The 21,549-nt window shown below is 69.0% G+C and carries 13 protein-coding genes; 8 read left to right on the top strand and 5 right to left on the bottom strand.

Features of this window, described 5'->3' with window-relative positions:
• The first annotated feature begins 106 nt into the window (after positions 1-106).
• Both AB0M08_RS41825 and AB0M08_RS41820 read left to right on the top strand, forming a co-directional pair.
• Complete coding sequence (locus tag AB0M08_RS41825; RefSeq protein ID WP_364506052.1) at positions 107-886, top strand: lytic transglycosylase domain-containing protein; 780 nt, start codon at positions 107-109, stop codon at positions 884-886.
• A 219-nt stretch (positions 887-1,105) separates the two neighbouring features.
• Positions 1,106-1,531: a 50S ribosomal protein L11 gene (locus AB0M08_RS41820; protein ID WP_203738817.1), complete on the top strand. Its 426-nt coding sequence runs from the start codon at positions 1,106-1,108 to the stop codon at positions 1,529-1,531.
• 47 nt (positions 1,532-1,578) lie between these two features.
• Here AB0M08_RS41820 and AB0M08_RS41815 read toward each other — a convergent pair whose 3' ends face one another.
• On the bottom strand, positions 1,579-2,196 hold the full coding sequence (locus AB0M08_RS41815) for an ATP-dependent Clp protease proteolytic subunit (RefSeq protein ID WP_364506049.1): 618 nt from the start codon (positions 2,194-2,196) through the stop codon (positions 1,579-1,581).
• Between the two features lie 122 nt (positions 2,197-2,318).
• On the opposite strand from AB0M08_RS41815, the gene AB0M08_RS41810 reads away from it, so the two are divergent.
• The 4 genes from AB0M08_RS41810 (at position 2,319) to AB0M08_RS41795 (ending at position 8,014) form a co-directional block, all read left to right on the top strand.
• Positions 2,319-3,035: a GntR family transcriptional regulator gene (locus AB0M08_RS41810; RefSeq protein WP_364506047.1), complete on the top strand. Its 717-nt coding sequence runs from the start codon at positions 2,319-2,321 to the stop codon at positions 3,033-3,035.
• 308 nt (positions 3,036-3,343) lie between these two features.
• A complete protein-coding gene (locus tag AB0M08_RS41805) occupies positions 3,344-4,744 on the top strand; it encodes a bifunctional cytidylyltransferase/SDR family oxidoreductase (protein ID WP_364506045.1) in 1,401 nt (466 codons plus the stop codon).
• Positions 4,741-6,753, top strand: a complete 2,013-nt coding sequence (locus AB0M08_RS41800) for a hypothetical protein (protein ID WP_364506042.1) — start codon at positions 4,741-4,743, stop codon at positions 6,751-6,753. Before AB0M08_RS41805 ends, AB0M08_RS41800 begins: the two co-directional genes overlap by 4 nt.
• 97 nt (positions 6,754-6,850) lie before the next feature.
• Complete coding sequence (locus tag AB0M08_RS41795) at positions 6,851-8,014, top strand: winged helix DNA-binding domain-containing protein (RefSeq protein ID WP_364506039.1); 1,164 nt, start codon at positions 6,851-6,853, stop codon at positions 8,012-8,014.
• On the opposite strand, the gene AB0M08_RS41790 is transcribed toward AB0M08_RS41795, so the two are convergent.
• Positions 7,998-11,105: a DNRLRE domain-containing protein gene (locus tag AB0M08_RS41790; RefSeq protein ID WP_364506036.1), complete on the bottom strand. Its 3,108-nt coding sequence runs from the start codon at positions 11,103-11,105 to the stop codon at positions 7,998-8,000. The genes AB0M08_RS41795 and AB0M08_RS41790 overlap by 17 nt on opposite strands.
• A gap of 472 nt (positions 11,106-11,577) precedes the next feature.
• On the opposite strand from AB0M08_RS41790, the gene AB0M08_RS41785 reads away from it, so the two are divergent.
• Both AB0M08_RS41785 and AB0M08_RS41780 read left to right on the top strand, forming a co-directional pair.
• Positions 11,578-19,326, top strand: coding sequence for a ricin-type beta-trefoil lectin domain protein (locus AB0M08_RS41785; protein ID WP_364506080.1), 7,749 nt, complete (start codon positions 11,578-11,580; stop codon positions 19,324-19,326).
• The gene (locus AB0M08_RS41780; protein ID WP_364506034.1) at positions 19,317-20,225 is read left to right on the top strand and encodes a pentapeptide repeat-containing protein; all 909 of its coding nucleotides are present in this window, start codon (positions 19,317-19,319) and stop codon (positions 20,223-20,225) included. Before AB0M08_RS41785 ends, AB0M08_RS41780 begins: the two co-directional genes overlap by 10 nt.
• A 40-nt stretch (positions 20,226-20,265) precedes the next feature.
• Here the strand turns inward: AB0M08_RS41780 and AB0M08_RS41775 are convergent, their stop codons facing one another.
• From AB0M08_RS41775 to AB0M08_RS41765, 3 genes are all read right to left on the bottom strand, one after another.
• Positions 20,266-20,442 carry a hypothetical protein gene (locus AB0M08_RS41775; RefSeq protein WP_364506031.1) on the bottom strand — a complete coding sequence of 59 codons (177 nt, stop codon included), beginning with the start codon at positions 20,440-20,442 and terminating at the stop codon, positions 20,266-20,268.
• 16 nt (positions 20,443-20,458) lie between these two features.
• The gene (locus AB0M08_RS41770) at positions 20,459-21,034 is read right to left on the bottom strand and encodes an ISAs1 family transposase (RefSeq protein WP_364506077.1); all 576 of its coding nucleotides are present in this window, start codon (positions 21,032-21,034) and stop codon (positions 20,459-20,461) included.
• 42 nt (positions 21,035-21,076) lie between these two features.
• Positions 21,077-21,549 (bottom strand): transposase family protein (locus tag AB0M08_RS41765; RefSeq protein WP_364506028.1); only part of this gene is annotated, 473 nt, incomplete at its 5' end.

Below are 21,549 nucleotides of genomic sequence, written 5' to 3'. Positions count from 1 at the left end.
AGCTGGCATGTTCTGGGCGTTTTGTCGGTCAGGACAGGCCGTCCGGCCCTTGGTAACGTTCGACCTCGATGTATTTCGGTCTCGCTCGGGGGAGGGGCGTTCGTCGATGAGGTTGCGTGTGCTTGCGGGTGCGCTGGTGCTGGTCATGGTGGCGGGTTGCGGGTTCGGCGGGAGGGATTCGGCGTCCGCGTCGGTCGACCCGGCGCCGGTGGTCTCGGACTCCCCGTCGCCGTCGGAGTCGCCCTCGGAGTCGCCCTCACCATCCCCCTCGCCGTCGAAGACCTCGAAGAAGCCGGTGGCGGCCACCGAGGCGACCACCGAGCCGACCGAGGACCCGAACAACTTCCAGCTGCCGGCCTGCGCCTCCCGCAGCGGCAAGCTGGTCTCCAAGGCGAAGGCGAAGGCCGCGCTGAACGCGGCGGCGGCGAAGACCTACTGGCCGACCTCGGCGCCTTCGCTCAAGGTTCCGTCCGATCTCGTACGTGCGGTCGCCTGGCACGAGTCGGGCTGGCAGTCGAACATCGAGAACTGCGACGGCGGGTACGGCCTGATGCAGGTCATGCCGGACACCGAGGCGTTCGTCAACCAGCGGTTCGAGCAGTCCTACGACGCGCAGGGGTACCAGCAGAACGCGGTGATCGGGGCGAACTACCTGGCCTGGCTGACCAAGGCCTTCGGCGACCAGTACTTCGACGGGAGCTACAGCCTGAGCGCCGCCAAGTGCACGTCGGACTCGTCGCTCTGCCTGCTGAACATGGTGATCGCCGGGTACAACATGGGCCGCGGCTCGGTCGACGAGGGCTACGCGGACAAGGAGCTGGTGAACCCGGAGTACGTCGGCGTGGTCCGCGCGCTGATGCGGGACTGCTACTGCGACCGTTACTGATCCCGCGGCCGTCACGGGTCCTGCGACCGCTACTGACCAGCCCGGTCCCGGGTCTGCCGGGAGGTCGAGCTACACTTGTCGTCGGACCCGAGACCCCGCACCCAGCCGTTTTGACCCTCTCGTCAGGGCGGTAGTAGAGTCTCGGGGTTGTCGTGTGTCGTTGATGCTGGCGAGCTGCGTTTCTCTCGGCCCGCAGCTCACCCTAAGGAGCCTTACCCGATGCCTCCCAAGAAGAAGACCCATGAGGTAACCCTCGCGCTTGAGGCGGGTAACGCCGCGATGGTCGACCTCGGTAAGATGCTCGGTCCGACCGGTGCCAACATGCGTGCCGTCAAGGTCGAGTACGACGAGGCCACCGCGAAGAACCGGGGCGAGATCATCCCGGTCATCGTGTCGGTCTACGAGGACCGCAGCCACACGCTGGCCTACAAGACGCCGCCGACCAGCTTCCTCATCCGGAAGTCCCTGGGCATCCAGTCCGGCGCGTCGAACCCGCTGACCCAGAACGTGGGCACGCTCAGCGCCACCCAGGTCAAGGAGATCGCGGAGCGTAAGCTGCCCGACCTCAACGCGAACGACCTGGACGCCGCCATCAAGATCGTGGCCGGCACCGCGCGCTCGATGGGTGTCAAGGTCGCTTCCTGACCTCAGCTCATGAGAAAGCCCCGGACTCCGGTCCGGGGCTTTCCCGTTCACCGGGCCTTCGGGGTGATCACTTCGTCGAGGATGCCGTATTCCAGGGCCTCCGTGGCGCTGAGTACCCGGCCCGCCGAGAGGTCGTCCTCGACCCTGCTGCGTGGTTTCCCGGTCACCTCGGCGAGCCGGACCACGATCTCCTCGAGCTCGCGCAGATGCTGCCCGGCCGCGGCGGCCACCTCGTCGGCGGTGCCGGTCACGCCGGCCGCCCGGGGCTCGTTCAGCTTGAACCGCGCATGCCGGTACGCGGCGCGCCGGTCGGCGGCGGCCAGGACGGCCAGTGCGGCGCCCCCGGCCTCCGAGGTGACCAGCGCGTGCACCGGGGAGACCAGCGCGTCGATCACGTCGACCACGGCCAGCGCGGCGCTCAGATCGCCGCCGGCGCAGGCCACGTGCAGCTGGACCGGCGCCTGGCCGGCCGTGTCCAGGGTGAGCAGGGCGGCCGAGATGCCGGTCGCCGTCTCGGTGGTGAGCTGACCGCGGACCATCACGATGCGCTGGTCGAAGAGGCGTTCCTCGAGCCAGCCGGGCAGACCGGGACCGGCCGGCTGCGGCTGCCATTCGGGTGGCTGGTGGGGCGGCGGGAATCCCCATCTGCCCGGGTCGTGTCTCATCGCCCGAGCGTAACCGCGCCGGCACGGTCTCCGGGGGTGGCCCGTACCCGGGAAGCGGTCTTCAGGGGGTTGCCGGAGGTCGCGAAACGTGCCGATAACGCGGGGCCGTTAATCTCCCGGCCATGTCCGGGCCCCGTCGCCGATCGGCCCTGGTCGCACGCCTCGCGAACCGGCCGGTCGGCAGCACGCAGAGCGCGATCGTGGACGACCTGCGAGCGATCATCCTGCACGGCGAGGTGCCACCCGGCTCGGCGATCCCGGTCGACGCGGTGGCGGGCGCGTTCGGGGTGAGCCGGATCCCGGTCCGCGAGGCGCTGATGACCCTGATCGGCGAGGGCCTGGTGGACCACCGGCCGAACGGCGGTTACCGGGTGGCCATGATGACCGCCCGGGAGTTCGGCGAGATCTACCTGGTCCGCGAGGCGCTGGAGTCGGCGGCCATGCGGGCGGCGGTGGCCGGTGCGACCGGTGAGGACGACCTGCTGGCCCGGTCCGCGCTGCGGGCGCTTGATCAGGCGATCGAGGCGGACGACGGCGGGGCCGCGTACCATCGGGAGAGTCGGCGTTTCCATTTGGCGCTGATCGGCCCGTGCCGGATGCGCCGGTTGCTGCGGATGCTCGAGTCGGCGTGGAACATGACCGAGCCGCTGCGGCCGATGTCCCACCTGACCGGTCCGGACCGGGAACTCCTGCACTCGGACCACGCGGGGATGCTGGCGGCGTTCCTCCGGCGGGACGCCGACGCGCTGGGCTCCGTCTGTGCGGTGCACCACCATCGGCTGCAGGCGTTCATCTCGGCCCTGCCGCAGCACACCGGGCTGTTCGCGGAAGGTGAGTGATCGATAGCCCACTGTTCGGTTCCCCGGGGGTAATCGACGGGAATGTCGTCCGTGCCCCTCTCGCCGTAGTGCGGAAAAGTATTTCCGCAATTACCTAGAGTCACGACCCCTGTGTTTAACCTGTTCAGAACACCACATCAAGCTGAATGCGCCGCTCTGGCAACGCGAACGGCCGTTGTTCTGGTAGTGGCTTTGTTGTTAACGTCGACCGTCCATAAAGAGATCATCATCTGCATCCCCTGTGAACGAGCCGGGGCACAGATCGACTACAGGAAGACCCACTGTTGATGGCGGAACTGTCCAGTGTCATGCCGACCGTCGCGGTCATACTCGCCGGGGGTGTCGGCGAGCGCGTCGGCCTACAGATACCCAAGCAACTGGTAAAGATCGCCGGTAAGCCGGTGATCGAGCACGCCATCGAGGTCTTCGAGAAGTCCCCGGTCATCGACCGGATCATCATTCTGATGACTCCCGGATACATCGACCAGATCCAGGAGATCGTCGCCCGCGCCGGATTCACCAAGGTCACCACGGTGATCGAGGGCGGCCGTACGCGCAGCGAGACGACCCGCAAGGCGATCGCGGCGGTCGGCGACGACGAGTGCAAGATGATCATCCATGACGCGGTGCGCCCCCTGGTGTCGCAGCGCATCATCGCGGACAGCGCGCGCGCCCTGGACCGCTACGAGGCGATCGACGTGGCGATCCCGTCGGCCGACACGGTGATCGCGGTCGAGCGGCTCGAGGACGGCGACGAGGTCATCACCGACATCCCGGACCGCAGCCGGCTGCGCCGTGGCCAGACCCCGCAGGGTTTCCGGCTCTCCACGCTGCGCAAGGCGTACGAGCTGGCGGCGGCCGACCCCGGCTTCACCGCCACCGACGACTGCGGTGTGGTCCGGCGGTACCTCCCCGAGGTACCGATCCACGTGGTCGTGGGTGACGAGAACAATCTCAAGATCACCCACCCGATCGACATCCACCTCGCCGACAAGCTCTTCCAGCTCAAGTCGGACCCGCTGCCCACCGAGAAGACCTTCGCCGAGCGGCACGCGCTGCTCAACGGCAAGACCGTCGTGGTCTTCGGCGGCAGCTACGGCATCGGTAAGGCGACCGGCGACCTGGCCCGCGAGTACGGCGCCACCGTCCTGTCGTTCAGCCGGTCCACCACCGGCACCCACGTGGAGAACCCGCAGCAGGTCACCGAGGCGCTGAAGCAGGCGCACGAGCGGACCGGCCGGATCGACTACGTCATCAACACCGCCGGTCTGCTGCGCATCGGCAAGCTCGCCGAGACCGACGACACCGTGATCGAGGAGGCCCTCCGGGTCAACTACCTCGCGCCGGTCTACATCGCCCGTGCCGCCGCGCCGTACCTCGCGGAGACCAAGGGCTCGCTGCTGCTCTACACGTCCAGCTCCTACACGCGGGGCCGGGCGGACTACAGCCTCTACTCGTCCACCAAGGCCGCCACGGTGAACCTCACCCAGGCGCTCGCCGACGAGTGGTCGGAGCAGGAGATCCGGATCAACTGCATCAACCCGGAGCGGACCAGCACCCCGATGCGCTGGCAGGCGTTCGGCGAGGAGCCCCCCGGCTCGATGCTCTCCGCGGAGGCCGTGGCGGGCGCGTCGGTGGACGTGATGATCTCCGAGATGACCGGTCACATCGTCGACGTCCGGCGGGCCGACTCGGTGATCTCCCGGTGAACGGTCTGATCGCCCTCACGTACCTCACCCTCTCCTACCTCGCGCTCTACGCCGGGGCGTTCGTACCCCAGCCGGTGCTCTTCGCCATCGGCCTGGTCACCGTGCTGCTCTCGGACAAGGTGCTGAACACCCTCGCGCCGCGGCTCACCGCGAAGCTGCAGCGGGCCCAGTTCGGCCCGACCTACCGGGCCGTCATCCGGGACGCCGCGATCCTGGTCTTCGTGGCCCGCAGCGACCAGTACAACGACGTCCTGCTCGGCGGGCTGATCATCGGCCTGCTCGCGGTGTACGCCCTCCGCGGCCTGCTCACCCTGGTCATCCGTGCCCTGGCCGACCTGCGCCGGCTGCCGCTGCCGACCCGCAACGTGGACCTCGGCAAGCTGCGGATCCCGGACGCGCCGCCCGCCTGGCTGACCGGCCTCACCGCCGACCAGCAGCTGTTCAAGGCGACCATCCCGCTGGCGATCGGCGTGGTGATCGACGAACTGGCCGGGACCACGATCGCCGGCGTGATCCTGCTCGGCGTCACCGTGGTCGCGATGGTGGCCGCCATCGGCGTCGGGATGGTCCACCACCAGCGCAACAAGGGGCTCGCCGACAAGGACAAGCTCCGCGCCGAGGTGCACCAGAAGCTCCGCGAGTACCGCCCCGAGGTGCTGCTCTACTTCAGCCTCGGCGAGGCCAGCGGTACGACGTACCAGGTGGACTCCTGGCTGGAGGTGCTCGGCGGCCTGCGGCACAAGGCGATGATCCTGGTCCGCGAGCGCCGGCACGTCACCCGGATCGCCCCGACGCACCTGCCGATCGTCGGTGTGCCGCGCGGGCCCGAGGTGATGGACCTCGAGCTGCCGGACCTGAAGGTCGTCTTCTACGTCGGCAACACCGGCAACAACATCCACATGCTGCGGACGCCGGGCATCCGGCACGTCTTCGTCGGTCACGGCGACAGCGACAAGGTGGCCAGCGCGAACCCGTACAGCCGCGTCTACGACGAGGTCTGGGTCGCCGGTCTGGCCGGCCGCGAGCGGTACCGCAAGGCCGGCGGGGCGGTCTCCGACTCGGCGATCGTCGAGGTCGGCCGCCCGCAGCTCGCCGCGGTCCGGCCCGCGAACCCGGACCGCCGGATCTTCACCGTCCTCTACGCGCCGACCTGGGAGGGCTGGAGCAACGACCTGGCGCTCAGCTCGGTGCCGGTGATGGGCCTGAAGATCATCCGTACGCTGCTCGCACTCTCGCCGAACGTCCGGGTGATCTACAAGCCGCACCCGCTCACCGGCTACCAGGACCCGGTCACCAAGCGCGTCAGCGCCGAGATCACCGCGATCCTGGAGGAGGCCAACCGCAAGCGGGCCACCGACCCGGCGTGGACCGCGGCGATCACCGCGGCCGGCTCCGAGCGCAAGGCCGCGGTGGCCCGTCTGGCCGCCCTGGAGAAGCGCATCGAGCAGCTGTCCGGCCCCGCCGCCGCGACCGACGACACCCAGGTGTCGCGGGACACCAGCACGCCGGACACGGCGCGGCACGCGGAGCTGCTGCAGGCCGAGGAGGACTGGAAGGCCGCGCACTGGGCCTCCGAGGGCTGGTGGGCGCACCGTACGGTGGTCGGCCCCCGTCCCGACCTGTACTCCTGCTTCAACGAGGCGGACATGATGATCGCGGACATCTCCGCGGTGGTCTCCGACTTCGTGGCGAGCGGCAAGCCGTACGTGGTGTCGAACCTCAAGAACGAGGACGAGGCCGCGTTCCGGGCCAACCAGACGGTCGCCGGTGGCGCGTACCTGCTCGGCCCGAAGGCCGCGGGCCTGGCCGAGCTGGTCCAGTCGCTCCAGCTCCCCGAGCCGGTCGACCCGATGGAGGAGCGCCGCGAGCGGCTGCGCGACTACCTCCTCGGCCCGGTCACCGAGCCGATGGAGCGCTTCAACGACGCGCTGGACGACCTGATCGCCAAGCCGTACCCGGTCTACGTGCCGGGCCCGGACCCCTTGGAGGTCACCCCGGTCACCCAGTGACCTTGATCGTTTTCGGCCCCGTCGCTCTCGCGGCGGGGCCGATTTCGTTGTCGATAGCGGACACTTCCTGACCGCTGCCCGCGCGACCATGGTTCCCATGACCGTCGCCCGCCACGTCACCGACACCGAGCGCCGTGCGCGCCTCGCCGTCCGGCACGCCCTCGCCCCGTCCGCCCGGGTCGCCACCCCGGAGGCGGTGACGCGCGCGATGACCGTGCTGCACGCCACCGAGCCGGCCACGGTCTACCTCTCCTGCCAGGCGCGGAGCGCGTCCCTGACGGCGGCCGACGTCACCCGGGCGCTCGCCGCCGACCGGACACTGGTCAAGCAGCTGGCGATGCGCCGTACCCTCTTCGTCTTCCCGCGCGACCTGCTCCCCGCAGCCTGGGCCGCCCCCTCGGCCCGGGTCGCCGCCACCGAGCGCGCCCGGATGGTCACCGACGTGGTCCGCGCCGGCCTCACCACCGACGGCGAGGACTGGATCGACCGGGCCTGCGCGGAGATCCTCGCCACCCTGACCGGCGAGGGCCTGACCACCAGGGAGATCCGCGCCCTGGTCTCCTGCGGCGACGTGCGGCTCTGGCCGATGTTCCGCCCGCTCAGCCTGCTCGACGCGAACGCCGACATCGTGCGCGGCGTCAACACCGGCGGCTGGCACACGTCCCGCCCGCGCTGGTCGCTGATGGGCTCCTGGCTCGGCACGCTCCCGGCCCCGCTGGACGCCGCCACCGGTTACCGCGAGCTGATCCGGCGCTGGCTCCACACGTTCGGCCCCGGCACCGAGGACGACATCGTCTGGTGGCTCGGCGCCACGAAGACCGCGGTCCGCGCCGCCCTGGCGTCCCTCGGCGCCGTCCCGGTCTCCCTGGACGGCGGCGCCTCCGGCTACCTGCTCCCCGACGACCTGGACGAGGTCCCGTCCCCACCGTCCTGGGCCGCGCTGCTCCCGGTCCTGGACCCGACCACGATGGGCTGGAAGCACCGCGACTTCTACCTGGCCCCGCACCGCGCCCAGATCTTCGACACCCGCGGCAACGCCGGCACCACGGCCTGGCTCGACGGCCGCATCGTCGGCTGCTGGACCCAGGACCCGGACGGCGCCGTCCGGGTCCATCCCCTGGAGCCGGTCACCCCCTCGCAGCAGCGCCTGCTCACCGAGGAGGCCGACCGCCTGTCAGCCTGGCTGGCCGGCTTCCGCGTCTCCAGCGTCTACCGTTCACCGGCCATGACCCTTTCCGGTACGGCTACCCGAACGTCTTGACCTCACTCCAGTTCGCGCCCAGTACCACCTTCACGGCGTCCCCCGTGGCGGTGGTGGAGGGGTGGTAGACCCGGATCTGGCCGTCACTCGCATACCGGACCCACATGTCGGGTACGCCGTCCCCGCTGACGTCCGGAATGCTGACGATCGCGGAGATCGTGGACGCTCCCCACCCGGTGCCGTACGCGATGTCCGCACCGGTGGCGGAGTTGGCGGCGTACTTGAGCGAGTCGAGGCTGACGCTGCCGGAGACCGACCCGGCGATGCCCTGCCGGACGTAGAGCTTGCCGCTGCTCATGCTCCGCCACAGCAGGTCCGGGGTGCCGTCCAGGTTGATGTCGTCGATGCTGAGGACCTCCCGCGAGGTGCCCAGCTTCCACGAGGCTCCCTCCATCAGCGTCGCCGCCTGGAAGCCCGCGCCCGTGTAGCCGCTCAGCACCCAGAACGCCGTACCGGCCTGCACCGCGAGATCCGGCCGCTTGTCCCCGTCGATGTCGCCGACCGCCTTGATCTTCTCCCAGGTGGACGGGTCCGGCGCGGTCGAGGGGAGCATGACCCGCAGCCGCTCGTCCACGTTGAAGCTGCCGTAGCCGTCACCCGGGTAGAGGAAGAAGCCACCGTCCGGGGTCCGGGTGAACAGGTCGGTGAGCCCGTCGCCGGGGTACGCGTCGTCGTACTTGGTGATCAGCGCCGGCAGGGCACCGGAGGCAGCCGAGTAGAAGTGCTTCGCGTTCTCCGGGTTGAGGGTGCCCTCGCTGTCGTAGGACGCGGCCAGCCAGGTGTAGATCTCGCCGTCCACGTTGCCCGCGTAGTTCCGCAGATTGCCGGAGGCGTCGATGAGCAGCAGGTCCGCGATGCCGTCGCCCCCGGTGTCACCGGGGGCGTCCGCGGTGTCCCGGGGCGGCACGTAGAAGCCGTAGTCGCTGCGCGGGCTCTTGTTGCCGGCCGAGTCGTAGGCGTAGACGGTCAGGTAGGTCGGCCCGGCGTGCTGGGGCGCGAGATCGGCGATGGTGAGGGAGCCGCCGGTGGCCTTCAGCTGGGCCGAGTACCCGACACCCTCGAAGGCGTAGGCGAAGGTCGCGGCGCCGTCGGCGTAGAACGTGACCGCGCCGGTCTGACCGAACTTGACCGTGGACCAGGTGGCACCGTCCGGGGTCATCTCCTTGAAGACGTCACTGGTGATCTCCGGTGCGGGTGGCGCGCTGGCGTCGACGGTGAGCCGGCAGGGGTCGGTGCCCGGTGGGTAGAACGTGGAGGCGTGCCCGTCGGCGTCCACCGACTGGACGTCCCATGAGTAGGTGGTCTTGTCGACCAGGTTGCTCGAGTCGATCGTCGTGCTGCCCTTGCCGGTGTCCGAGGCGGGCGTGATCTGCCTGTCGATGGTGACCGCACCCCCGGTCTTCCAGAACCGGAAGCGGAGATACTTCAGGTCGCCGTCCGGGTCGCTGCCGTACGCGCTGAGGATGATGCTGCTCTTGGCGACCGTGAGGCCGGTGCCGCCCGCGCTGCACGCCCCACCGGGGGCGGACTTGCCGCTCGTCGGCTCGTCCGGCGCGTGGTAGTACTTCACCGTCAGCTCGGCCGAGTCCGCGTCGAACTTGCGCCAGCCGTTCGTGTCGCCCTCGTCCACGGCCCGCATGCCCAGCGTGACGGTGGTCGCGCTGTCGTCGGCGGCGGCCTCGGCGGCGGTCTGCACGTCGAACTTCACGTACTCGTCGCCGCACGAGCTGTCGTAACCGTGCGCGAACGACTGGGTGTCCTGCAGCTTGGTCCACTCCGGCTGGCTCTTCCAGGTGGTGGCCGAGGAGATCGCGCCGGTCAGGTACATCTTGTAGTCCATCTTCGTGCAGGACCAGGAGTAGGTGTTCTCCACCTTGAAGAACGCGTCGGTGATCGTCGCGTCGTGGATGGTCTTGTCGAAGCGCATCCGCCAGAACGAGCGGGCGGTGACCCCGGAGTCCTTCTCGTAGCCGACCCGGGCGTCGGAGGTGCCCTTGTTGTAGTTGGTGCCGTTGATGAAGTTGCTGTTCGGGTGGGCCTTCGAGACGAACGTCCAGGCCTTCTCGCCGGCGTAGAGCGTCGGGTCGACGAAGAGCGGGAACGTCGTGCCGGGGTCGGTGAGCAGGCCGGTCGCGGCGACGTCCAGGCGCAGCACGGCGCGGCCGGTGCCGGAGCCGTCGAGACCGGTGGGGATCGCCTCGTTGCGGGCGCCGGGTGCGGCGCCGTCCAGCCCGGAGAGGGCGAGCACGTCGGTGCCGGTGGCCACGGCGGTGTCCGTGACGCCGCGCCCGGCGGAGTCCCAGGCGAACGGGGTGGGCACCGAGCCGACCTCGGTGCCGGTGGCCGGGTCGACGATCAGTACGCCGCCGGTGGCCGCGTCCCGCCGGAAGACCGCGGTCGTGGACCGGAGGCCGTACCGGAGCGAGGCGAGCGCCGGGGTGGCGGCGGCCGCGCGGGTCTTGACGATCAGGAGCTGGCCGAGCCCGCCGCTGCGCAGCGCGACCACCAGCAGGTCAACCCCGGGCAGCACCTCGGGGTAGAGCGCCCGGGAGCCGTCGAGGACCGGTTCCGGCAGGGCGCCGGGCCAGGTGTAGGTGACGGTGTGACCACCGGTCGCCATCTCGGCCAGAACGGTCTCGCCGGTGTCGTCCCGTTCTCCGGTGCCGTCGGCGAGCCGCAGTGGGGCCGCCGCGGCGGCCGGCGCGACGGTGAGGCCGGCGCCGCCCGGGACCCGGTTCAGCGTGGTGTCGATCGGTGTCCAGGCGCCCTGCGCGTTCCTCGTCCGCTGGGGCGACGCGTGGATCTCGGCGCGCAGCTCGCCGTTCGGCTGTGCCCAGCTGAGGCTGGTCGCCGTGGTGGCACTGGCGATCAGGACGTCCGTGCCGGTGGTGCGGGCCTCGGCCAGGGCGTCGGAGGTGTCGTCCCGGTCCGTGGCGGCCGGCGGGACGGCGACGGCCCGGGTCCGCGGTCCGGAGTGGAGCGGCCATCCGGGCAGTAGCGCGGCGACGAGTGCGGCCACCAGGAGACCCATGGTGCAGACCCGCCGGGTGCGCGTACGCACGAATGGTCTGAGCAGGCGAGGAACGGTCACGGCGATCTACTCCCGCGGGAAGCCGTCGGCAAGGGGACAAGCGCAGAGAGCCGTCACGATGGCACAACTGTTGGTCACATACAGACCCGCGAACATTTATCTATTCGCAACCTTTGCCTTGCCTGTGTGTGCCGCGGGTGACCATTGGTGGCGACTGACCGATTTGACCGGCCGAAATCGCCGAGATGGAGAGCTGTGGCCGATTTGGGGTGATCGCTCGAAGTGATCACCGTTCGTACCCGAAAATCTCGTGACAGATGTCACTGGACATTGGGGAGGCCATCTGGATCGATCTTGAGAAATTCCCTGATGTGGCGCAGAGTGCCCGAGCGCGAACTCTGCGCCTCTTTTCTGTCCTCGTTCTCTGTTTCCGTGCCGGTTGGGGGAGTCGACGCGTATGCGTGGTTCAAGGTCACTGTCCAGGACGGGCGGCGGTCGGATCCGGACCGCGATCGTGCTGTTCCTGGTCACGATGCTGGCCGTGACGGTCCTGCCGGTCGGCGCGTGGGCGATCCCGGGCGACGGCATGGCGCGCGACCAGGCGACCGTCGACCTGCCGGATCTGCCGGTGACCGAGACCGTGGCCGAGGACGCCCAGGGTGTGAGCCAGGTCGTCGCTCCCGAGGAGGTCGTGACCGACCCGTACAAGCCGGAGTCGGTCGACCCGTGGACCGAGGACAGCGGCGTCGTCGACCTGACCGGCGTGGTGGCCGGTGCCACGGTGCCGGTGGAGGACCTGCCGATCGAGCTCGGCGTGCCGAAGGAGGGCGACGCCACCGCGCTCGCCGGCGAGTGGCAGGTCGACCTCGCGGCACCGGAGACCTCGCAGGACTCCGGCGTCTCCGGCCTGATCATGAAGATCACGCCGCCGGCCACCGTGGACCCCGAGGCCGAGGTGGCGCTCACCGTCGACACCTCCGCCTTCACCGACCTGTACGGGCCCCTGGCGGCCGAGCGGTTCGGCCTGATGGTGCTGCCGGACTGCGTCTACGACTCGCCCGGCACCGGTGACTGCGCCGCCACCGCGCCCGCGGACGACGGAACCGAGGACGACGAGGAGGAGAGCACCTCGACGGCGGAGAGCTTCTCCGCCGAGAGCGTCGAGACCGCCGACATCGCCGAGAGCACCGAGGCGCTGCCGACCGAGGTCACCGTCAGCGAGGCGGCGGCCGGCGAGACCGGGGAGCGGCTGCTGATCAGCGCCGACGTGCCGGTGGAGAGCCTGGTCGACGGGGCGTCCGGCGCCGCTCTCAAGTCGGCGAACGCCACCGCGACCGCGACGAGCAGCGGCTCCGGCGTGGTCGGCGCGCTCGACACCGGTGCCTCGGTCTCCGGCGACTACACCGCCAGCCCGCTGCTCTCCTCCGGCTCCTGGGCGGCCGGCTCGTCGTCGGGTGCGTTCACCTACGCGTACGACGTGCAGGTGCCGGAGGTCGCCGGTGGGCTGACCCCGAAGGTGGGGCTCTCCTACTCCTCGCAGTCGGTGGACGGGCGGACCTCGGCGACGAACAACCAGGCCTCGTGGATCGGTGACGGCTGGGACTACAGCGCCGGATCGATCACCCGGACGTACGCCAACTGCCGGCAGGACTCCAAGAAGTCCGGCTCGAACAACGCCGAGCATCGCACCGGCGACCTCTGCTGGGGCTCGGAGAACGCCACCCTGTCGCTCGGCGGCAGCACCACCGAGCTGGTCTGGGACGACGACCAGGACGAGTGGGTCACCGCCGCCGGCGACGGCTCCCGGGTGGAGTTGCTCAAGGACACCGGCCTGAAGAACGGTGACGAGGACGGCGAGTACTGGGTGGTCACCACCACCGACGGCACCAGGTACCACTTCGGCCTCAACCACCTGCCCGGCTGGACCGACGGCGCCGCGACCACCAACTCGGTGCTGACCGTCCCGGTGTACGGCAACCACTCCGGCGAGCCCTGCTACCAGAAGGACTGGACCGAGTCGGCCTGCACCCAGGCCTGGCGCTGGTCGCTCGACTACGTCGAGGACGTGCACGGCAACGCGATGAGCCTCTGGTGGGCGCGGGAGACCAACTACTACGCCCGCAACTTCAACTTCAAGGCGCCGGTGAAGTACCACCGCGGCGGCTACCTCAAGCGGATCGACTACGGGCAGCGCAAGGACACGATCTTCAGCGCGAACCCGCTCGGCCGGGTGGCGTTCACGGTCGCCGAGCGCTGCATCTCCACCGACAGCGCCGCCTGCACCGAGGAGAAGTTCACCAGCAAGAACCCGGGTGACTACCGGAGCTGGTACGACACCCCCGCCGACCTGCGGTGCGCCTCGGGCGAGATGTGCTGGAACGTGGCGCCCTCGTTCTTCACCCGCAAGCGGCTCACCACGATCACCACGTCGGCGCAGCGGACCTCCGGATCCACCGCGCTGCAGGCGGTCGACAAGTATGCGCTGACGCAGAGCTTCCCGGTCCTGCGCACCGGCTCCAACACCGCGCTCTGGCTGGAATCGATCACCCGGACCGGATACGGCACCGACGGCGCGAGCATCGCTCTGAACCCGGTGCGGTTCGAGGCGAACCTGACCGACATGCCCAACCGGGTGCTCCGCGGCGACGACGACCCGCGCCCGACCTTCTCCCGGCTGCGCATCGGCCGGGTGATCAACGAGTACCGCGGCGAGACGGCGATCGAGTACAGCGAGCCGGTGGGGGACTGCGCCACCGGGACCGGTCTGCCCGAGAAGGACCAGACGGCCGCCCTGAAGGCCAACAGCCGGCTCTGCTATCCGGTCTACTGGCATCCGGACGAGAGCACCGAGGAGATCGACTGGTTCCACAAGTACGTGGTGACCGAGGTCGAGGAGCTGCCCAACGTGGACGGCGTCACCGGGACGGCGACCACGTACGACTACTCCGCCGCGGCGTGGAAGCTCGCCGAGCAGGAGTTCACCAAGAAGGCGACCCGGACCTACTCGGAGTTCGCCGGGTTCCAGAAGGTCACCACGATCACCGGGATCGAGGACAAGGCGACCGGCGCGATGCCCACCAAGTCGGTCACCCGCTACTTCCGCGGCACCGGCGACGGCGTCACGGTCGAGGACGTCGCCGGAGCGGAGATCGCCAAGGACCGGCAGCCGTTCGCCGGCCGCATCGCCGAGCAGCTCACCTACTCCTCGGCGGAGGACGACGACGGGGACTGGCTCACCCGCAGCGTCACCTACCCGGAGGCGCAGGAGATCGCGAACCGGGAACGCGCCGACGGTCTGAGCGACCTGCGCGCCTGGCGGGTGCACGACGTCCGGCAGGTCACGTACACCCGGTCGTCCGGCACCGGCGACGACGACCGGACCCTCCGCAAGACCCAGACCGACACCACCTACGAGGACGTGTACGGCCTCCCGGTCCAGGTCGAGTCGACCGGCGACACCGGGCGGACCGGTGACGAGTCCTGTACCAGGATGGAGTACCTGCACGTCGCCGGGAAGAACATCATCGGCCTCTCCAAGCAGGTCCGGACCAGCCCGTCCACCTGCGCGGCGGCCACCTTCGACACTCTCACCACGCTCAGCGGCGCGACCCGGACCGCGTACGACGGGCTCGCGTACGGCACCGCCCCGTCGGCGAGCGGTCACCGGGGCCTGGCCACCCAGACGTGGAGCCTGACGGCGGACGGATCCGGCTTCCAGAGCGACGGCACCACCGGCTTCGACGCGATCGGCCGGGTCACCTCCCGGACCGACCCGGACGGCAAGACCTCGACGATCACCTACCAGCCCTCCGGTGGGCAGGCGTACACGGTCACCGAGACCAACTCGCTCGGCCAGTCCCAGACCCGGACACTCGACCCGGGACGCGGCGTCACCCTGCAGACCGTCGACCTGAACAACCTGGTCAGCGGCGCGCAGTACGACGCGCTGGGCCGGCTCGCCAAGGCCTGGGGCCCCGGGCGCTCCGCGGCCGCGCCGGACTTCAGCGCGACCTACACGCTGCCCGACCTCAGCAAGCTCGAGACGGACCCGGAGAAGGTCCTGCCGCCGTTCGTGACCACCACGAGCCGGGGGCACGACGGGAACGAGCAGACCTCGGTCGCCGTCTACGACGGTCTGGGCCGGGAGCGCCAGACCCAGCAGCAGGCCACCGGCGGCGGCCGGCTGGTCACCGACACGCTGTACAACGCCTCCGGTGAGGTGCGGCGTACCAACAACGCGTACCTGGTCACCGGTGATCCGGTCGGCGAGCTCTTCATCCCGGACGCCGACACCGTGGTCCCGAACGCCACCGAGTACGCCTACGACGGCCTCGGCCGGGTCACCCAGGAACTGCCGGTCCTGAACGGCTCGCCGAACTCGGCCCGGGTCACCCGGTACGCGTACGGCGACGACTGGTCCTCGGTGATCAACCCGTCGGGTGGCGTCTCGTACCGGCTCTTCACCGACGCGCTCGGCCGGACCAGCCGGGTGGACACCTTCACGGACAGCGCCCGCACCGAATACACCACGATGCGGTACACGTTCGACGAGTACGGCCAGATGGTGAAGGCCACCTCCTCCGCCGACACCGCCCACCCGTGGACCTGGAGCTACGACCTGCGCGGCCGCCAGACGGCCGCCGGCGACCCGGACTCCGGCACGTCCAGCACCACGTACGACTCGCGTGACCGGGTACTGACCAGCACCAACGCGCGCGGGATCACCGTCTGGAACAAGTACGACCAGCTGTCCCGCCCGGTCGAGCAGCGGCTCACCGGGGAGACCGGCACGCTGCTGAACTCGTTCACGTACGACACGGCCGCCAACGGCAAGGGGCAGCCGGCGTCGGTGACCCGGTACACCGACACGCTGGCCTACACCCAGAGCATCGCCGGATACACCACCGACTACCAGCCGACCGCGACGACCCTGAGCATCCCCTCCTCGGTGGCGACCACCTGGGGTCTCTCCGGCTCGTACACCTACAGCTACCGGTACACCGACACCGGGCTGACCGAGGGCGCGACACTGCCCGCGGTCGGCAACCTCCCGGCCGAGCAGCTGGTGGTCCGCTACAACACCGAGGGACTGCCGCTCTCGGTCTCCGGCAAGGACTGGTACGGCAGCGAGACCGTCTACTCGCCGTACGGCCAGGTGGTGCGCTCGACCCTGGGGTCGAACCCGTACCGGGTCTGGAACATGGCCACCTACGACGACGCCAGCGGCGCGCTCACCAAGCAGGAGACGTACCGCGAGCAGCTCGGCGCGAACAACAGCTACCTCGTCTCCAGCCGGGGCTACGGCTACGACGACGCGGGCAACGTCACCTCGATCCGGGAGAACGCCACCGCGATCGCCGAGCGGCAGTGCTTCACGTACGACCCGCTCGGCCAGCTCACCAAGGCCTGGACGTCGAAGGACCAGACCTCCTGCGCGGCCGGTACCACCAACAGCGACGGCACGGTCAACGTCGCCGCCGGGACCGACGGCACCGGTTACTGGCAGGAGTACGAGTACGACCTGCTCGGCAACCGTACCGAGCTGGTCGAGAAGGACCTCACCGGCGCCACGGCCAAGGACGCGACCACGACGTACGCCTACGGCCAGACGGACGGCAGCCAGCCGCACGCCCTGACCAAGGTGACCAGGAAGTACACGACGACGGCCGGTGCCGCGGTCACCGCCGAGGCGAAGCGGCTCTACGAGCTGACCGGCGAGACGACGTCGATCACCTCGGTGCAGAACGGCGACGCGCAGCAGCTGACCTGGACCTACGACGGCCAGGTCGAGAAGATCACCGGCGCGGGCAGCAACGGCAAGACGCCCTTCATCGGGCTCTCCGACAAGTGCCTCGACCTGAAGAGCGGCGCCGCCACGGCGAGCCAGCCGGTGCAGCTCTACGCCTGCAACGGCACCGTGGCCCAGAAGTGGGGCTTCGTCCCGGTCGCCGGCCAGAGCGACGCGAACCTCGGCACCGTCACCATCCACGACAACACCTGGTGTCTCAAGCCCGCCGCGAACACCTCCGGCTCCGCACTCCAGATCCAGAAGTGCGACGGTACGGCCGCGCAGCAGTTCAAGCGGGTCACCGCCACCGGCCAGCTGAGCCATCCCACCTCCGGGCTCTGCGTGGCGGTCAAGGACGCGGCCACCGCCGACGGCACCGCGATCGTGCTGGCCACCTGCAGCAGCACCGCCACCGCCCAGCAGTGGCAGGCGCAGAACGAGACCCGCCACATCTACGGCCCCGGCGGCGCCCGCCTGATGACCGTGCAGGGCAAGCAGGCCACCCTCCACCTGGGCGAGTCCGAGATCACCGTGCTCAAGGGCGGCGCCCTGGTGCACACCCAGCGGTCGTACGCCGCCCCGGGCGGCACCGTGCTGCGGTACGCGTACGGCAGTGGTACCACCAATCTGGTCGCGTTGGCCGCTGATCATCAGGGCACGGTGTATGCGGAGGTTCTGCTCGACAGTGGTATGACGACGCGGATCCATAAGCAGGATCCGTTCGGTAATCAGCGTGGTGCCTCGACGGTCGGCCTGAACGCTCAGAATCACACGGGTTTCCTGGGTTCGGCGAAGGACGACGCGTCCGGTTTCGCGCTGTTGGGCGCTCGGTTGTACGACCCGGTGGTGGGTCGTTTCCTGTCGGTCGATCCGGTGCTGGACATCGCGGATCCGTTGCAGTCCAACGGGTACGGGTATGCGCACAACAATCCGGTGACTCACGCTGATCCGTCCGGTCTGGCGATCTCGTTGACGGCGTCGGAGATGGCTGCGGCGCTGGCGGGTGCGGGTCTGAGTGCGGCGGAGGTGGCGCAGGCTCAGGCGAACTCGAATCGTTCGCTGGTGTCGGTGATTCTCTCTGCGGCGTGGTCGATGCTGGCCGACTTCATCGGTATCAACGATGCGATCGCCTGTTTCGGCGGCGACATGTGGTCGTGCGGGAGCCTGATCATCGGTGCGATCCCTTGGGGGAAGATCGGCAAGATCCCGGCGGTGGTCAAGGCGATCGATCGTACGATCGCTGCGATCCAGGCGTGGAAGACGGCGAAGAAGGCCGCCGAGTTGGTGTTGGCCGCGGCGCGGGCGGCGGAGACGGCCGCGGTGAACGCGAAGAAGCTGGCTTTGGAGCGGGCGAAGAAGGCGGCTCAGGCGGCGAAGAAGAAGGCCGCGGACAAGCTCAACACGATCAGTAACAAGGCCGTCAACGCGTCGAAGAAGACCGGTAACAGCGCTCAGCGTTCAGCCCAGGCGTCCGCTCACCCGAAGGGTTCCTCGGCCGCCTCCAGCGGCGGCGGAGGTGGTGGTGGCGGTGGTAAGGGTGACAAGCCCGGTGGTGAATCCGGCGCTTCCCACCGTAGCGACAGCGGTTCCAGCGGTGGCGGCGGTGACGGCAAGGCCGACGGCGGCGGCGAGAGCTGCACCACCAACAGCTTCGTGCCCGGCACCAAGGTCCTGATGGCCGACGGCTCGACCAAGCCGATCGAGCAGGTCGAGCCGGGCGACGAGGTCACCGTCACCGACCCTGAGTCCGGCGAGACCCGCACCGAACAGGTCACCGCCGCCATCGAGGGCACCGGGGCGAAGCGCCTGGTCCGCGTCACCATCGACACCGACGGCGACAAGGGCTCGAAGACCGCCGAGATCACAGCCACCGACGGCCATCCGTTCTGGGTCGAGGAACTCGGCGAGTGGGTCAAGGCCACCGACCTGACGGCCGGCCAACTGCTACGGACCAGCGCCGGCACATACGTCCAGATCACCGCGATCACCCACTGGACCGAACCCCGCGACACCGTCCACAACCTCACCGTCAGCGACATCCACACCTACTACGTCCTTGCCGGCGCTGCCCCGATCCTTGTCCATAACTGCGGTGCTCGAGCGGTCGACATGCATGGAAACACGATTGCGAATCCTGATCCGCTTGCAGCGAGGCTTGTCGAGCACACAAATACCGCATTGAGTGAATGGAATTCAGGTGCGCTGGGATATTCGCTAAAAGACCAGGTGAGGATTGCTCTCAAGCCGAGCCGGGCCGACACCATCAAGGGCTCGATCCTTGACGGGCGAGTGAAGGAACTAGCTGGATCGGACTCTGCTCTCGGTGATTTGTTTTCCACCCCGAATGGATATCCGGGGCCGGACTGGGTCAATACGGGGCGGGCCGTTCCGGGTGTTGGGTGGTACGATCTGACGACCACGTTCAAGTGGGGGCAGCACGTATTTGATTATGCGCCCAAGTATGGACCAGGGATCGGAATCCTATGGAAATAGTGAAGGATGTAGCCGCTCTGAAGAAGCGGTGGACTTCTGGTGCGGGTCGTGACCTGGCGCGAACCGCACAGCAGCGGATCCTGCGGAACGAGGCGCTGGATGGTATCGGCCTTCAGAAGGTCGATGGTCGGGCTGATCTCCGGTGCATGACCTTTCCTGCGAGCCTTCGTGAGTTGAGCGGCGTCCGGATTCGTCGTGTCGACCTTTCCGGTGCGAAGCTCGCGAACCTGCGGATCGTCGATGCGGCGATCGAGGACTGTCGGTTCGAGGGAGCCGACTGCCGGTACTGGCACCTGCGGGGGAGTTCGGTAGATGGGTGCTCCTTCGCCCGGGCCGACCTTCGTGATTCGACGTTGGGAGAATGGTTTCAGGGAAGAGGTAATTATTATCGAGGGGTCAGCTTCGAGGCCGCCAGGTTTCTGCGCGCGACCACGAGTGCAGCCGTCTATGATGATTGTGACTTCTCCCACGCGGAGCTGGACCGGGTGAATTTCTGGCAGTCCAGCCTGATCAGGTGCCGGTTTGCCGGAGGCGTCCGAGAGGTCGTCTTCGATGGCCGAATGTTGGGCGAGGGTAAGCCGACGAGCAATCCGATGGAGTTCGTCGACCTCACCGACGCGACAATCGACGGATGTGAATTCCGTGGAGTTACCTTCGATACGGTCGTGCTCCCGGCTGATCCGGCATTGATCCGCATACGTGACACCGGGGTCGTGGACCGCGCCCTCGTAGCGCTGGCCGGTATACCGGCTGATTCCGGTACCGCCATTGCTGAGGTCGTTCTCGGCCATGTCAGGAAGGTCTTGGCAATGGGTGGTGAGGCCTTGGTGAATCTGCGGGACGCCGAGCCGGCCGGCACGCTCGTCGGCCGCCTCATCAGGGACGCAAGCATGGCCTGAGGAGGCAGCCGATGGGCGTGGCCGGTCCGGGTGAAAGTGGTCAGAAGCGGTCGGCGGAGGGCGGCGCGGGAGGGACGTCGGCGACGGGTGGCGAGGGCTGCGAGTCCTGCAACAGCTTCGTGCCGGGCGACGAGGTCCTGGTCATCGACCCGGAGACTGGTGAGACCTGCACCGCGCAGGTCACCGCGATCACCCGCTGTACCGAGCCACGCGACACCGTCCACAACCCAGGGTCATTGCATTCTGGGGTGACTGCTGGTCACGGTGGTGATGAGGTCGTGTGATCGGCGGTCGGCGCGTCGGTTGGCGCGGGCGATGTTGGTGTCGCCGTTGATGTGGTGCCAGCCGATCGCGGTGTTACGCAGGGTGGCTATGACGGCGGGTCCGGTGTCGGTCCGGGCTTGGTGCAGATCTTCACGGAACGTGACATCCCTGACGTTGTGGATCTGGTTCTCGATCAACCACTCTGCCCTGGCCCATTTCTGTAGTTCAGCGGGTTGTGCGTCGGCGGCGGTCAGGGACGTGGCCAGGTAGGCGGTCTCTCGGCTGGTCTTGCTGTCGATGGTGCGGGTCCGGGTGATCCGGGCGGCCTGCTGGGCTTTCGGGAAGGCGATCCCGTCCGGGGTGTGCAGGGTGACGGCGTTGATGGTGCGGGTCTCCTTGCGGCCGTGTCCGTGGTCGTGGGTGCGGTCGCCGACCGGGATCTGTGCCCACGGCAGGGTCTTGAGCTGGGCGTGAAGGGTGGGCTGGTTTCCCTTTCGCCTGTAGCAACAGGTGTGCTCCGCGGCTGGTGATCTGCTCGGCGTGATCGGTCTGGGTATGCATCGCGTCGGCGACGAACAGGACCCCGGTCAGGTTGCCCAGCGCGTTTTCGACCTCGGTGAGAAGCGGGGTGAACGCTGGGATTTCGTATGATGTGGTGTCGACGGTGACCTGGGCCAGAACGATGCCGTGCTGGTGTCCAGCGCGGACAGCAGATGCGTCTGGCGGCCCTCGGGCAGGCGGGCGCCCCGCAAGGTTTTGCCGTCGACGGCGATCACGGTCCGGTAGCGGCGGGGCCGCACGGGTGCCGGCGGCGTCCGTGACCGCAGCCAGCCGGCCAGCGCCGTGCTGACCACGCTCGCGTCGAGGCGGGTCAGCAGCCGCCACATCGTCGTGGCGGCGGGCACGCCCCGGGTGAACCCGAGCCGGTCCTGGTCGGGCTCGTCGAGGTCGTACAGCCAGTCGGTGATCGCGGCGAACGAGGTGGCACCGGCCAGGACCGCGCAGACCGCGACGGTCAGCAACGCCACCAGGGGATACCGGGTCCCGTGCGGGTTACGCG

It is taken from the genome of Actinoplanes sp. NPDC051851, from assembly GCF_040681165.1.
Classification (GTDB): Bacteria; Actinomycetota; Actinomycetes; order Mycobacteriales; family Micromonosporaceae; genus Actinoplanes.
Note: the sequence above shows the minus strand (reverse complement) of the source record. Positions and strands in the feature narration are given on the sequence as shown.